Source organism: Brevibacillus reuszeri, from assembly GCF_001187725.1.
GTDB lineage: Bacteria > Bacillota > Bacilli > Brevibacillales > Brevibacillaceae > Brevibacillus > Brevibacillus reuszeri.
Genome location: NZ_LGIQ01000005.1, coordinates 255382 through 268933, shown reverse-complemented (window position 1 = coordinate 268933; position 13552 = coordinate 255382). Strand labels below are relative to the sequence as shown.

The following is a 13552-nucleotide window of genomic DNA, read 5'->3' as shown; positions in this document are numbered from 1 at the left end:
TGTGTCTTGATCAGTCTAGCTTTCCATTACGATTTTTCTCGCAGCGTTGACAAACATCTTCACGCCCACTTCCAAAGCGTCTTCATCAATGGTAAAGCGTGGGTGGTGATGCGGATAAGTAATGCCCTTTTCCTTGTTGCCAGCGGCTACGTAGAAGAAGCAGCCTGGGGCTTTTTGCTGGAATGCGGAGAAATCTTCGCCGCCCATGGTTGGACGCATATGCTCGACCCACTCTGTTCCCAGTGATTCAACCACGACATCTTCCATCAGCTGAGTGACTTCAGCGTCATTGATTACCGGGCGGTAGCCAAACTCGTACTTGAACTCGTAGCTTCCTCCATGTGCGTCGGTAATCCCTTTAATGACACGCTCCATAGTAGCTGGAACTGACTCGCGCAAATTCTTGTCAAAGCTGCGGACTGTTCCGCACAGCTTGACTGCACCTGGGATAACATTGTGCGTCGTACCCCCGATGATTTGTGTAACGGAGAGAACCAGGTTGTCTAGTGGATCGGCATAGCGGGAAACGACGTGCTGAAGATTTGTTACGACCTGAGCCGCAATCGCGATGCTGTCGATCGTTTCATGCGGCAGGGCAGCATGTCCGCCTTTTCCAAGCACAGTAATCCAGAACGTGTCTGGTGCTGCCATCATCGGGCCAGGGCAAATTCCGACTGTTCCGAATTCCATAGTCGACCACAAATGCGTACCGATGACCATGTCTACGCCATCCATCACACCTGCTTGCACCATTTCCTCGGCTCCGCCTGGATATACTTCTTCCGCATGCTGGAACAAAAAGCGCACTTCACCTTTGACCTGATCCTTCATGCCGGACAAAATTTTTGCCGTGCCCAGCAGCATGGATGTATGTCCATCGTGACCACACGCATGCATCACGCCAGGGTTTTTAGAAATGAATTCGAACGTGTTTTCCTCCGTGATCGGCAAAGCGTCCATGTCAGCGCGCATCGCCAAAACCTTACCCGGCTCTGAGCCAATCAGGCGAGCCATGACGCTATTTTTTGTCGGTCTTGAAATTTCCAAATTACCGAAGGAACTGAGCGTTTCAAATACAAATTGCGCTGTTTTTTCTTCATGGAAGGAAATCTCCGGATTTTCGTGCAAATAGCGTCTCCAAGCAACGACCTCTTCTTTCATTGCTTCTACTGCCTGATTCAATGCTGCTACTGTTGTCATCCTAGTTCCTCCTCGTCCGGGATAATCCCACGCACCCCGGGTTCTCTATCTATCGCTGACGTCTATTGCTCACTTGCCAAGGACAATACGGTACGATACAGGACTTTCGCTCCGTTAGCACAATCTTCTTTGCTGGTATACTCCGCCGGATTGTGACTGATGCCATCCTTGGAACGGGCAAAAATCATCCCCACCGGACACAGGTCCAAGAGCTGCATACCGTCGTGTCCAGCGCCGCTCGGAAGGGTCATCGTCTCCAGTCCTTCTGCTGCACACGCTTCACGGATTGCTGTCTGAATCGTTTCGGCGCATGCGACTGGCGGAACATCTTGTAGCAATTCGACTGTCAGCTTCACATTGCGTCTGGCACAAATGGCTTCCGCTTCACGCATGATGCTTTGTTCCACTTCATCGCGAATCGCTTTGTCGATATCACGCAGATCAAGCGAAAACTCGACTCTGCCCGGAATGATGTTCACCCCGCCAGGAAAAACCTGCATTTTGCCAACGGTACCGACACTAATCGGTCTCTTCGCTGCTTCTCGCTCAATGCACAGCATCACTTCCGCAGCTGCCGCCAAAGGATCGCGGCGCATATTCATCGGCGTCGCACCCGCATGGCCAGCTTCGCCCTCCAGTACAAACTTCACCCAGAGCGGACCTGCGATACCGCTCACGACCCCAACGGATAACCCGTTTGTTTCCAGTACTTTTCCTTGCTCAATGTGGAGCTCGACATAGGCTTTCACAGAATCAGGAGTGCGTGCCGCTCCCTTGATTTTTTCTGGGTCAAGGCCGCTTTTTCTCATCGCTTCGGCAATGGAAATGCCTTGCGCATCCTGTGGCACGAGCTCATCTGTCGTAAGTGTTCCGGCAATTCCCCGGCTGCCGATCATGCCAAAGCCAAAACGCGTTCCTTCTTCATCCGTAAAGGCAAGTACCTCAATTGGATGTTCATTTTCCACACCTTGTTCATGCATCGCTTGCAGTACCTCAACGCCTGCCAGCACGCCAAGTGGTCCGTCAAAGTTGCCGCCACTCGGCACGGAGTCTATATGGGAGCCAATAAGCACAACAGGAGCTTCTGGGTTTTTCCCTTCCTTGCGTCCAATCAGATTTCCTACCTCATCCTCACGCACGGAAAGACCTGCTTCTTTCATGAAGCCTGCGATCAGATCCTTGGCTGCGCGCTCTTCGGCGCTAAACGATAACCTCGTAATCCCGCCTGCTTCCACAGTACCGATCTTACCAAGCTGCATCAATCTGTCCCATAGTCGTTCTGCATTGATCATGGCTTATCATCTCCTGTATTTAGGTTATGCATATCGGCTGATTTACGGTTATGACCTTAATTGTATAATAGTCTGTCTATTTTGTCACTCTGGCGGAAGGGGCTTTTGGGGAGGAGAGGAAAATGGAGAAAAGGCTACAGGTTCTTGGGTCACCTGCTGGGGGTATCACAGGGCGGTTCCATTGCAAAAGGGAACACTGCGTCCAAAAGTAGCGGTTTCAGGAAGTGATTGCAAGGTTGGACGCAAAGACGTGTTTCCTTTTTCCATTTCACCTCTGCTGGTGCCCCAAAGACCTCGCCTTTTCTCCATTTTCCTCTCACGAGCCGGTTCTCTTTTTCGTTACTGGCGTTTTGAAGGTCGTTCAGAGAAGTTTTTAGAGTGTAATTTTATAGACTTTGCGGGGTCTTCCTCTTGGGTTTGGGCTTTCTTCTCCTACGACTTCGGCGATTCCTTTTGACTCTAGCTCGATCAGGATTCGTCTCGCGCTTCTGGGCAGGATTTGCATATGCTGGGCGAGCTCGTGGGCGTTAATCATTGCTGTTCCGCGTTTTTTCAAAATGGAATCGAGCTTGGACAAGGTGGCGACGCTCAGTGAGGTCTGGCGGCTTACCTCCTGCAGCTGCTGGGAGGAATAGCGGTAGGCGATTTGCTCGTCACGCCCGAGCGGTCCTACGACGCTTTTGTCGTCGAAAAATACCATCCAGTTGCCGGTTCCCCGCTCTTTGGCGTGCAGCAGTGCAGTTCCTCCGTGGATTTCTGCTTCATACGCCGTTTTGCCAATGCCGATTCCGCAGGTGACCAGGTCTGCGCGTATGCCGAACATTCCTTCGAGATCGGGAATGGTTTTGTAATCATGTGTCACTTCCTGCAGTCTGCCTCTGGTTGTAAAAATAACATAGCGTCCAGGACCTGCCGTTTTCAGCGAGCCTTGGAGGTACTTGGTATAACGCAGCAGCTTTTCCATGGTTTTGATCTCGGCATTTTGCCATTCATCTGTGGAAAAGGTCCCTCCTGCCAGCTCCCGGAACGGATCGATCTCCATCATTTGCACGGCAATCTGCGAATCCTTGAAATGGAGCATTTCATTGGTTCTCAGCAGCATATGAAGCACGGAGAGCACACCTGCTCTTGTCGGCAGTACCCGATAGGACGGGACGCCGCGCTTTTTCAGCTCCAAATCTGCGGTTCGCAAGCAAGTCACGGCTGCTTTGGTTTTTTTCTCTCGCCAGAGGCTCTCGTGGTAGTCAGCCAGCTCGGTAGCAGAAATCGCTCCCTCATAATGCCTCAGCCAGCTGTATCCATCCGCGATTCCCGCTTCTTGCAGAAAGTGCTCCAGCTCATCTGAGGAAAATGTATCAAAGCTCACCTCGTTCACCTGGATCCCAATCTCGTGGGACAAGTGCAGCAAGGTTCGATACAGGCTCGCCCCGATGTGCGGTACGTAAGCCATGGGTACCTGAACCCTTTCAGTCGCCTTTGCCAGTGCATACGGAACCTTTCCGGAGAACAACCACATATCTACCTCATCTACGTGTGGCAAAAGCAAATCGACGATATCTTCTTCTTTCCAATACACAATGGGCAAGCATTCGATTTCAGGAAAATCGGGCAATACCGATTGAATGATTTCCAACGAATCATCCGCGCCCATTACGCCTAGTCGCAGTTTCAATACACGTCACTCTTTCGCGCGGTTATTTCCTTACAGAATAGCAAAAATGTCTGGATTCCAACAGCTTGCTTGCCGTATCCTTCCATGAAGATACGAACATCCTTGCTGTATACTAAATCCTAACCGGAACGAACAGGTAAGCAGCCAAAGGAGATTCAGATGGAATGAAATCTGACCATATAAAATTCCCGACAGGATTTTGGGCGGGATTACAACGATTAGGCATTGACCCAAACGAGGTAGCTCGCAAAGCACAGCTGCCCCTCACCATCCTTACAGAATCAACGACCGTTACCACTGCCCAATACTACAAAATCTGGGAAGCTTACTCTGAGCTCGTAGGTGACACGGCCAGCGGAATCATCAAGCTTGCAACCGCCTTTGAAACAACACAATATCCACCGGACGTCTTGGCGACCTACCATGCACGCAGCTATCGCGACGCTCTGAATCGAATGGCTCGCTACAAACAGCTTTGTCCCCCGGAAAGCTTGCGCATAACCGAAGAGAACGAGCAATGTACAATCGAATTGGAATGGATGGACAGCGAACACCTCATACCACCACTACTGGTTGGAATCACACTCGCCTTTCTGCTAGAGCTTGGACGACGGGGGACGGGGCAGCATATTACTGCGCGGTCCGTAGAATTTTCGCACGCGATGGGGAATGACGATACCCTTGAAGCCTACTTCGGGTGCCCGGTCCAGATTGGTGCTACTGTTAATCGTTTGACGCTGCATCGAAAAGATCTGGACCTGCCCTTTCTCTCGTATAACAAAGAGCTGCTGGAAATTCTGACGCCTGTATTAGATCGTTCTGTGGATGAGCAGCACAAACGTTCAACCGCCGAAATGGTCAAGTGGATCTTGAAGCGAAGTCTGTCCGGTGGCCCCCTTGATATTCAGGCTGTGGCGAGAGAGCTCTCCATGAGTGACCGTACCTTGCAGCGCCGTCTTACGGATGAACGCACTACCTTCAAGCAACTGTTGACACAAGCTCGACATGAACAGGCGCGAGAATACTTGTCCGACCCCAAGCTAGATATAAAAGAAGTCGCTTTCTTAGTCGGATATGAAGATCAGAACTCGTTTTACCGGGCCTTTCGTCTTTGGGAAGGCGATACTCCTTCCAACTGGCGTATGGAATACCTAAGAACTCACTCGTCATCATAGAATCCCCTGGCCAAACCAATTCTGCGTTCGGTTAGCATTTTCCGTACTCATCAATTGGCGGTTTAAGCAAGAAGTTTGTCGTTGCACGCTAGTTACCAAACGGTCCAGACAGCGTACGATTATCTCTAGTCGGAGCACGAGCTTTTCATTAGCACACCGTGAATGACAACAAAGGAGACAACTGTCATGGATATGGGATTACGGAACAAAACAGCTTTAGTAACTGGATCGACCAGAGGTATAGGGAAGGCGATTGCTACCGAGCTTGCCCGAGAAGGTGTCCACGTCCTCGTAAATGGACGGAACCCTGAAGAGGTAGAACGAACCGTACAGGAATTAAAATCAGAATTCCCTACTACTTCTCCACAGAATGCGACCGCCGATCTTGTAGATAGGCAGCAAAGAGAAGCTTTATTTGAGAAATATCCACACGTCGATATTCTCGTGAATAACATGGGCATATATGAAATCATGTCCTATGAGGACATTGACGATGAAGTATGGGAAAAGTACTTCCGAACGAATGTCCTTGCTGCCAATGGGCTATCGAGATTTTATCTCCCTAAAATGCTGGATAAAAATTTTGGGCGCATCATCTTTATCGCAAGTGAAGAAGCGATTATGCCTTCAGGGCAAATGCCGCAGTATTGTATGACCAAAACGATGCTATTATCTCTATCCAAAAGCTTGTCCAAACGAACAATCGGAACGGAAGTCACGACCAATACCATTCTTCCAGGACCAACACTATCCGAAAACGTGCATCAAATCATTGATAGCCTGTTTCCTGATGAGATGGATTTCTCAGAAAAAGAGAAAAGCTTTATGGTGGCAAACCTGCCCCAATCCGAAATTCAGCGGTTTATCAAGCCATTTGAAGTTGGCAGGCTGACTGCATTCATTTGCAGCCCTTATGCATCCGCATTTAAAGGCTCTCCAATCCGTATGGACGGCGGCATGGTGCCAACCATTTTTTAATCAATGGTATTTCGACTCCCCCTTGCTTTTTTGTCCGACACTCGGTAAAATGTTTGCTCAAAGGGTATCATTTTATGGCAATGAGGAAGAAGAGTAGTCATTTTACGAAACTCCAGAGAGCTGATGGTTGGTGCAAATCAGTGTTTGCGGAAATGATGAATGGGCTTCCGAGCTCCAAACCGAACCCGCGCGAGTTGGCGGCAGTAGGCCTTGGCGTGCACGTCCACACGTTATAACGGACTCCGTATGATATGTACGGATCAAAGAGATTTTACCTACGGGATTAGTCCCTCACGTAAAATAACAAGGGTGGCACCACGGTTCATTCGTCCCTGTCCAGGGCGGATGGACCTTTTTGTATTTTCCGAAAAACTTTATTTTGGTATTGAAAGGAGCAACAAACCAATGAAAACGATCTTTTCCGGAATTCAACCCAGCGGTATTTTGACTCTGGGCAACTACCTGGGTGCAATGAAGCACTTCGTTCCGCTCCAGGATGAGTTCAACTGCTTCTACTGCATCGTCGACCAGCACGCGATTACCGTGCCACAGGAGCCTGCCGTTCTGCGCGAAAACATTCGTCGCCTCGCTGCCTTGTACCTGGCTGTCGGCCTTGATCCGAACAAGGTTACGCTGTTCATCCAATCTGAGGTTCCTGCACACGCCAAGCTCGGCTGGATCATGCTGTGTACCTCCTATTTGGGCGAGCTGGAGCGCATGACCCAGTTCAAAGACAAATCCGACGGGCGCGGTGAATCCATCCCTGGCGGACTGCTCGCTTACCCGCCACTTATGGCAGCAGACATCCTTCTGTACGGTACTGACTTTGTTCCGGTTGGAGAGGATCAGAAGCAGCATCTCGAGCTGACCCGTGATCTGGCTGCTCGCTTCAACAACCGTTACGGTGACATTTTCACCATTCCAGAGGTTCGTCTGCCTGAGACAGGTGCACGGATTATGTCTCTTGCTGAAGGCACGAAAAAAATGAGCAAGTCCGACCCGAATCAGGGCGCCTTCATCTCCATGCTGGATGATGCAGACACGATTACGAAAAAAATCAAACGGGCGCAAACCGATTCCGACAGCACGGTTCGTTATGACAAGGTTGAAAAGCCTGCCGTCTCTAACCTGATGACGATCTACTCCTTGTGCTCTGGCAAAACAGTTGAAGAGGTCGAATCGATGTACGAGGGCAAAGGCTACGGCGCATTTAAAACCGAGCTGGCTGAAGTTGTCGTCGAGACGCTCCGTCCGATCCAGGAACGCTATGAACAGCTATTTAACTCCTCCGAGCTGGATGATATCCTGAGCGCGGGTGCAGAAAAAGCAAATCAGACTGCAAATCAAATGCTGCATAAAGTTGAAAAAGCGATGGGTATGGCTCGCTTGTAGACGGCAATTGAAAACGGGCCGGGAATTAGCTCCCAGCCCGTTTTTTTTATCCTTTGGCGAATCCTTTATTTCATCGTTTCTGAAACCTGTGTCAACCGTTCTGCGTCAGCAGCCTTTTTTGTTACGAGGCTAACTACCACCATCACGAAAATGTTTACCACCAGTGCAAAGACGCCATTGTTCAAATCTTGAATCCATTGTGGCATGCCAGCAAACAGCATCGCCATCGTCGTCTTCGTGAAGGTCATGTACACGACAATCCCTACCCCAGAGAAAATGCCGAGAAACGCACCTTGCTTGGTGACGAAATTGCGCTTCATCAGGCTGCAATACAGCGCTGGTGCCAGCTGTGTAACCAGACTGAAGGATGTGAGATAGAGGGTAGCCAATGTATTGTTTTCACCGAGAGCCATCAATGTACATACCAGAGACAGCGCAATCACAAACAGTTTTGCTACCATCGCCGAGTTCTTTCCTTCTGCTTTCGGGAACATGTAACCGTATACATTCTTCGTTAGCATCGTCGCTGCCGACATGAGCATCATCGAGCCTGGTACAAGTGTAGCGAGCAAGCCTGTTGCTCCAATAATACCGACAAACCATGGATCAAAGCTTTTCATGGACAGCTTCAGCAGGGCATAATCGCCGTCCGCTCCCTGCAAGCCGGGAACTTGTACAATCGCCGTAAAGCCGACAAAGTAAACAAACAAAATCATAATCGCGTAGAGCGGAAGCAGGATCGCATTCGTACGGAAAGAGCGTGCATTTTTTGCCGCAAAAATCGTTGGTGCATTGTGCGGCCACATGAAGTAACCAAACGCACTGATCGCTACCGTAGAAATAAACCAGGAGAGACTCATTCCTTTATCAGGCAATGTCAGGAAGCCTTCCTTGGCTACATTCACGGCTTCGAACATGTGCTGGAAGCTGCCGTGGTAATGCAGTGGCAAATAGACGCCGAGGAACAGGATGACAAAGAAAATCAGAATGTCTTTGACGATCGAGGTCCAGGCAGAGCCGTGAATACCGGAAATCATCACGTATACGACCAAGGCAATCATCCCGAACCAAATCGCAACCGTCGGCGAGATCGCTCCATACGAGGTAGCGGACACCAGAATTCCCATCGACTTAAACAAGAGGACAATGTAAGGGACGAGAGCAACAACACCGACAATCGTGATGAATACGCCTAAAATCGGACTGTTGTATTTGGAGGCAAAAAACTCGGACTGAGAGACCAGATTATGCTTCTTCGCATAGCGCCAGACTGGAGGAAGCAGCCAGTAGGACGTAATCGCTCCCAAGGTTGTGAAGGCGATCAGGTAAAAGCCGACAGCCCCTTTGGAATATGCCAGACCACTTGTTCCAAGCAAAGTAAAGATCGAGTAGGTTTCACCAGCGAGCAGAAGGAAGACAAACATACTGCCGAAGCCTCGACCGCCAATTGCCCACTGCTCCATATCCATATTTTTTCCTCTTCGGGCCATGATGCCCAAAAACAGACTGAGCAAAAGTACGCCGAAAATGATGATCATTGCACTATTCATTCGGTTTCCTCCTCTTGCTTGTTAATCGGATCTAGCTTGAAAATAATGCCCATGATGGCCGATGACATGATGGTCCAGAAAAAGAACCAGAATAACAAGAAAGGAAGTCCAAACACATATGGTTCCACCCTGTTGACGAATCCCGTTCCTACCAGGATCGCCAAGAAAGGGATGATGCCCAGCAGATAGTATACTTTCATCAATAAAGCCCCCTTTTCGTAGCTGTAAACAGGTTCTCTGACCGGGAGCGTGTCGCTAGCTTGGCTTGTGTCTTTTTTGTAAAACGCCCGGCCAGTCCCCTATTTCAAAAGGTGTACGCTATTTCTACCTATACCTGTCTATATTTTTCGATTAATAGCTGCAAGGTTTCCAGCATGACATTCGCCCCTGCCTCGATATCTTCCCACGAGGTATACTCATCAGGATGATGGCTCACGCCGTCCTTGCTTGGAACAAAAATCATTCCGACATCAGCCAAGGCTGTCATAGAATTGGCATCGTGGTTCGCTCCGCTAAACATATACTGATACGATTTGCCTTGCTTTTGGCAGGCTTCGTCGATACATGCTTGAATCGAAGCTGGCAGCGACATCGGATGCTTTTCAACTGCAACAGAAATGCTTGCATCAATATTGGCATTTGCCCACGAGCGAATCTGCTCCTCGATCCCTTTCATCTCTGCCCAGCTGCTGCCGCGGATTTCGATCATCAGGTCGGCTTGTCCTGGAACGACATTAGCCAGATTCGGTGAGATCGCAATTTCGCCAACGGTTGCGACGATATCGCTGTTTGCCGCGACTGCGAGGCGATTTACTTCCTGGATCAGACGGGAAGCATCCAGCAGCGCGTCCTGACGCAGATGCATTGGTGTGGTACCCGAGTGGCTGGCACGTCCTGCCACCGCTACCACTAATCTCAGGATTCCCGCAATGGCCGTCACGATGCCGATTTGCTTTTGATTCGTCTCCAAAAGCGCTCCCTGCTCGATGTGAAGCTCCAGGTAGCAATGATAATCGTCTTTGCTCCGCCCTGCCGACTGTACGTCTTCCCATGTAAATTCGTGCTGGCGGAGCTTATTTTCAAAATCTTCAGACCCCTTTACCAACCCCGCTATTGCCCGGCTGCCAAATGTACCGCCCAGCAAATTCGCTTCTTCACCGACAAACGCAGTAAGCTCGAGAGGAACATCTGGCAAAGCGCCGGCCTCCTTTAAGGCTTCCAGACATTCCAGGCCGGCGATAACGCCTAGGGCTCCATCGTACAAGCCGCCGCTTGGTACCGTGTCGAGGTGGGAGCCAAATGCAATCGCGGGCTTATCCGCCTCTCCCCATCTTCCCGTTACGTTGCCCAAACGATCCTGACGAACTGTCAAAGAAAGAGCTTTCATTTTTTCTTGCAGCCAGTTCAGTGCCTGTTTTTCTTCCGGGGAGTACGCCAGTCGGGTATATCCTTCACTCCCCGCGTTGGCTACAGCTCCGACTTCGAGCAAATTCTTTTTCAAGCGCTCCAAATTGATTCTAGTTGTCTTCATCTGTCTTCATCCCTTCGCAGTCTGGCGGTTGATTCGCTCCAGCCACTCGCTGACCTCGTCGGCTTTTGGCAAAAGAAGTGCCTCTTCCACCATCTGACTGGATGCTCGCTCATCCCACTGGGCGAGCATGCTGGTGAACTTTTCTCTCAGCTCACGAGCTGGGAACGGCTGATCAAATCCACCGGAAGCCGCATCTACGTAAGAGCTGATTTCTGCTCCTTCGCGGGTTGCAATCGTGACTCTCGCTGCACGTTTGCCTGGCAGCAAAGCCGTCATCGCCCCATCCTCTGTGACCTTGATGCGTTTTGCCAGCTCTCGCACGGATGCATCGTGAAACAGCTCACCAGAGAAGCAATCATAGAGGGAGTGCCCATGGACCAGTGCTGACAGTAAAAACGGAATCGAAAACTTGGCTGCAAGCGCATTATCCGGATCCGGATTGTCCAATCTCGCTGCGAGACCGTACGTTTCTACGTGGAGTGACTCGATCTGAGCAGCGTCCAGCTTATTCTCCTTCAAAAGCGGAAGTAGCGCATCGATTGCCGAATGAGAAAAGCGGCAGGACGGATACAGCTTGAAATAGTTTTTGCTAAGCAGTGGCGGTGCCCACAGCTCCTGATGGAACAGCTCGTAATTGATTCCTTTGGACATGATGCTTCCCCAAAGATGATCGACTACATGTGTGCTGCTCACAAAGCCTGCGGACTGGAACGTCCATGCTTGCAGGGCGAGAAAGCTGCCTACCCCTGTGTATAGGTTGCGGACTGTCATACCAGTCACTGCCGCTTCCCAAGAGGTAGCGATCGGGAGGGAGGCAGCAAGCAAAGCGGCCTCCGTGATCTCTTTTTTCCCTTTCTTTTGCAAAAGCCCAGCAGCGACAGCGCCACCGACAATTCCCCATGTTCCATGCGGGTGCATGTCGTCATTCATATTGCTCGCGTATGCCAGCCGAGACGCTACCTCGTACCCAATCACAAAGGCGCGGATCATTTCCGCTCCAGATGACTTTTGCGCAAGTGCTGTGATCAAAGCAGGAGCCAGCATATGCGCTGCTGGATGGCCTTTGGCGAACTGGTTTCCTTCGTCCAGCTCGTTGCTCACAATAGCCGTACCGTACAGCATCGCTGCTTGTTCTCTCGTGGCATACAGGCCTGTTCCAAGAAGTGGAATCGTGTTTACCTCATCTTGTGTAGCGACGCCTGCCTCCAGGAGATAGGCTTTTAATTCAGGTGTTTGAAAGCCAAAGACCGCTGCAAACAACGTATCTGCGATCATCCATGTAGCACGCTGGGCTGTATCAGCCGGGATATCAGCCAGCTGCTTGTCGAGCAGCTCATCTAGCATGTCTGTAAACCCTGTAATGCTCAAAGCTTGCGCCCCCCAACAGCCGCTCCTTTGTATGCAGAACCAGGGACAAAGGAGCCGAAGCCTGGTTCTACTGTCACCTCTTCACCGTCATATACAGTCGTTCCCCGAACAATGGTGGAAATGACTTTGCCTTTCACTTCCTGCCCGTGGAACGGTGACATTTTGGAGTATGAACGGAATTTGGTTTCGTCCACTACCCATGTTTGTTCAGGGTCAATCACGGCGAAGTCGGCATCATAGCCTACCGCAATTTTTCCCTTGCCCGGGATTTGGAATACTTCTGCCGGATGCTGCGCCATCACTTTGGCGAATTGTACGGGAGTCATTTTACCTTTTGCTACGGTGCTATCAAACATGAGCGGCGTCATGATCTCTACTCCAGGCATACCAGAGGATGCTTTGAAAATGTTGTCGTTGCCCGGATTTTTGTGCTCGGGTCCCCACGGCGCATGGTCGGAGGAAATCAGCTCGATATTTCCTGCTTCAAGATGCTTCCATAGTCCAGCTACTTCATCGGGCTGTCTCAGAGGCGGGTTGTTTTTCGCTTTTGGACCGAATTTGTCCAGTGCATCCACGTCCAGCAGCAAATATGGATAGCAGGTCTCGCTTGTTACCTGGACGCCTTGTGCCTTGAACGCATTGATCAAATCAATCGTGCGCGGATGGCTGACATGGACGATGTGCAGCTTAACCCCTGTCCAGTAAGCAAATTCCATCAGCTTGAGTACGGCACTCGTTTCAGTAACTGGTGGGCGCGTCTCGTTGTGTGCTTTTGGATACACCTTGTTCTCTTGCTTATACTGATCGATCATGTCTACGATAATCTCGTCATTTTCCGAGTGGAAAGCAGCGCGAAGTCCCGTTTCCTTGATCAACTCCATCGCCTTGAGAATCTCTGGATCAGGAATTCTCGGAAAACGATAAGCGTCGGTTTCAAAGGTCGACATTTTGAAAGCGACTGCACCCGCTTCTGCCAGAGGAACGATTTGATCCGTTCCGCCTGTCTTGGCAATGGTTCCCCACAAGCACATATCAACAACAGCTTCCTCTTCCAGCTGTTTTACTTTTTTTTCAAAGATTTCTACATTAGCAATCGGATTTGGCAGGTCGTAGGGCATGTCCAGAAAAGTCGTGATTCCACCTGCTGCCGCAGACATGCTTGTTGGAATGATCCCTTCGTTCGGGTTGCTAAAGCAGTGAACGTGAACGTCAATCGTTCCTGGAAATACGTAAGCGTTTGCGAAATCCAGAACCTTTTCACCTTCGAGCTTTGCATCTGCTGGTTGGATGGTCGCAATCTTGCCATCCTTTACCCCGATTTGTCCCTGTACTACCTCATCTTCCGCAACAATTTTTCCACGCACGACCAAATCGTATTTTTCCATCCTAATCTC

At 50.2% G+C, this 13552-nt stretch carries 11 protein-coding genes and 1 other annotated feature; of the genes, 3 read left to right on the top strand and 8 right to left on the bottom strand.

Annotated elements, in window-relative coordinates:
* Nucleotides 1-15: 15 nt before the first annotated feature.
* The 3 genes from ADS79_RS04870 to ADS79_RS04860 all read right to left on the bottom strand — a co-directional run bounded on the left by ADS79_RS04870 (nucleotide 16) and on the right by ADS79_RS04860 (nucleotide 4164).
* Complete coding sequence (locus ADS79_RS04870) at nucleotides 16-1200, bottom strand: M20 family metallopeptidase (RefSeq protein WP_049737296.1); 1185 nt, start codon at nucleotides 1198-1200, stop codon at nucleotides 16-18.
* A gap of 62 nt (nucleotides 1201-1262) precedes the next feature.
* A complete protein-coding gene (locus ADS79_RS04865) occupies nucleotides 1263-2492 on the bottom strand; it encodes a Zn-dependent hydrolase (protein ID WP_049737295.1) in 1230 nt (409 codons plus the stop codon).
* Between the two features lie 373 nt (nucleotides 2493-2865).
* Nucleotides 2866-4164, bottom strand: coding sequence for a helix-turn-helix domain-containing protein (locus ADS79_RS04860; protein ID WP_049737294.1), 1299 nt, complete (start codon nucleotides 4162-4164; stop codon nucleotides 2866-2868).
* A gap of 164 nt (nucleotides 4165-4328) precedes the next feature.
* Here ADS79_RS04860 and ADS79_RS04855 point away from each other — a divergent pair, with 164 nt between their 5' ends.
* The 3 genes from ADS79_RS04855 to trpS all read left to right on the top strand — a co-directional run bounded on the left by ADS79_RS04855 (nucleotide 4329) and on the right by trpS (nucleotide 7709).
* The gene (locus tag ADS79_RS04855) at nucleotides 4329-5339 is read left to right on the top strand and encodes an AraC family transcriptional regulator (protein WP_049737293.1); all 1011 of its coding nucleotides are present in this window, start codon (nucleotides 4329-4331) and stop codon (nucleotides 5337-5339) included.
* 186 nt (nucleotides 5340-5525) lie between these two features.
* A complete protein-coding gene (locus ADS79_RS04850) occupies nucleotides 5526-6317 on the top strand; it encodes an SDR family NAD(P)-dependent oxidoreductase (RefSeq protein WP_049737292.1) in 792 nt (263 codons plus the stop codon).
* A gap of 71 nt (nucleotides 6318-6388) precedes the next feature.
* Nucleotides 6389-6654 (top strand) — a binding site (T-box leader).
* A gap of 68 nt (nucleotides 6655-6722) precedes the next feature.
* Nucleotides 6723-7709 carry a tryptophan--tRNA ligase gene (gene trpS, locus ADS79_RS04845; RefSeq protein ID WP_049738140.1) on the top strand — a complete coding sequence of 329 codons (987 nt, stop codon included), beginning with the start codon at nucleotides 6723-6725 and terminating at the stop codon, nucleotides 7707-7709.
* 65 nt (nucleotides 7710-7774) lie between these two features.
* Here trpS and ADS79_RS04840 read toward each other — a convergent pair whose 3' ends face one another.
* The 5 genes from ADS79_RS04840 to ADS79_RS04820 form a co-directional block, all read right to left on the bottom strand.
* Nucleotides 7775-9259, bottom strand: a complete 1485-nt coding sequence (locus tag ADS79_RS04840) for a sodium:solute symporter family protein (RefSeq protein ID WP_049737291.1) — start codon at nucleotides 9257-9259, stop codon at nucleotides 7775-7777.
* On the bottom strand, nucleotides 9256-9459 hold the full coding sequence (locus ADS79_RS04835) for a DUF3311 domain-containing protein (protein ID WP_049737290.1): 204 nt from the start codon (nucleotides 9457-9459) through the stop codon (nucleotides 9256-9258). The genes ADS79_RS04840 and ADS79_RS04835 overlap by 4 nt, the downstream gene beginning before the upstream one ends.
* A gap of 128 nt (nucleotides 9460-9587) precedes the next feature.
* Nucleotides 9588-10790: a Zn-dependent hydrolase gene (locus ADS79_RS04830; RefSeq protein WP_049737289.1), complete on the bottom strand. Its 1203-nt coding sequence runs from the start codon at nucleotides 10788-10790 to the stop codon at nucleotides 9588-9590.
* A gap of 6 nt (nucleotides 10791-10796) precedes the next feature.
* Entirely contained in the window at nucleotides 10797-12158 is a 1362-nt protein-coding gene (locus ADS79_RS04825; RefSeq protein WP_049737288.1) for an MmgE/PrpD family protein, read from the bottom strand.
* On the bottom strand, nucleotides 12155-13543 hold the full coding sequence (locus ADS79_RS04820; RefSeq protein WP_049737287.1) for a dihydroorotase: 1389 nt from the start codon (nucleotides 13541-13543) through the stop codon (nucleotides 12155-12157). Before ADS79_RS04820 ends, ADS79_RS04825 begins: the two co-directional genes overlap by 4 nt.
* Nucleotides 13544-13552 lie beyond the last annotated feature (9 nt).

Coding starts and splice junctions, on each gene's coding strand:
- ADS79_RS04870 (WP_049737296.1), bottom strand. CDS start 1,200: ATGACAACAGTAGCAGCATTGAATCAGGCAGTAGAAGCAATGAAAGAA.
- ADS79_RS04865 (WP_049737295.1), bottom strand. CDS start 2,492: ATGATCAATGCAGAACGACTATGGGACAGATTGATGCAGCTTGGTAAG.
- ADS79_RS04855 (WP_049737293.1), top strand. CDS start 4,329: ATGAAATCTGACCATATAAAATTCCCGACAGGATTTTGGGCGGGATTA.
- ADS79_RS04850 (WP_049737292.1), top strand. CDS start 5,526: ATGGATATGGGATTACGGAACAAAACAGCTTTAGTAACTGGATCGACC.
- trpS (WP_049738140.1), top strand. CDS start 6,723: ATGAAAACGATCTTTTCCGGAATTCAACCCAGCGGTATTTTGACTCTG.
- ADS79_RS04840 (WP_049737291.1), bottom strand. CDS start 9,259: ATGAATAGTGCAATGATCATCATTTTCGGCGTACTTTTGCTCAGTCTG.
- ADS79_RS04835 (WP_049737290.1), bottom strand. CDS start 9,459: ATGAAAGTATACTATCTGCTGGGCATCATCCCTTTCTTGGCGATCCTG.
- ADS79_RS04830 (WP_049737289.1), bottom strand. CDS start 10,790: ATGAAGACAACTAGAATCAATTTGGAGCGCTTGAAAAAGAATTTGCTC.
- ADS79_RS04820 (WP_049737287.1), bottom strand. CDS start 13,543: ATGGAAAAATACGATTTGGTCGTGCGTGGAAAAATTGTTGCGGAAGAT.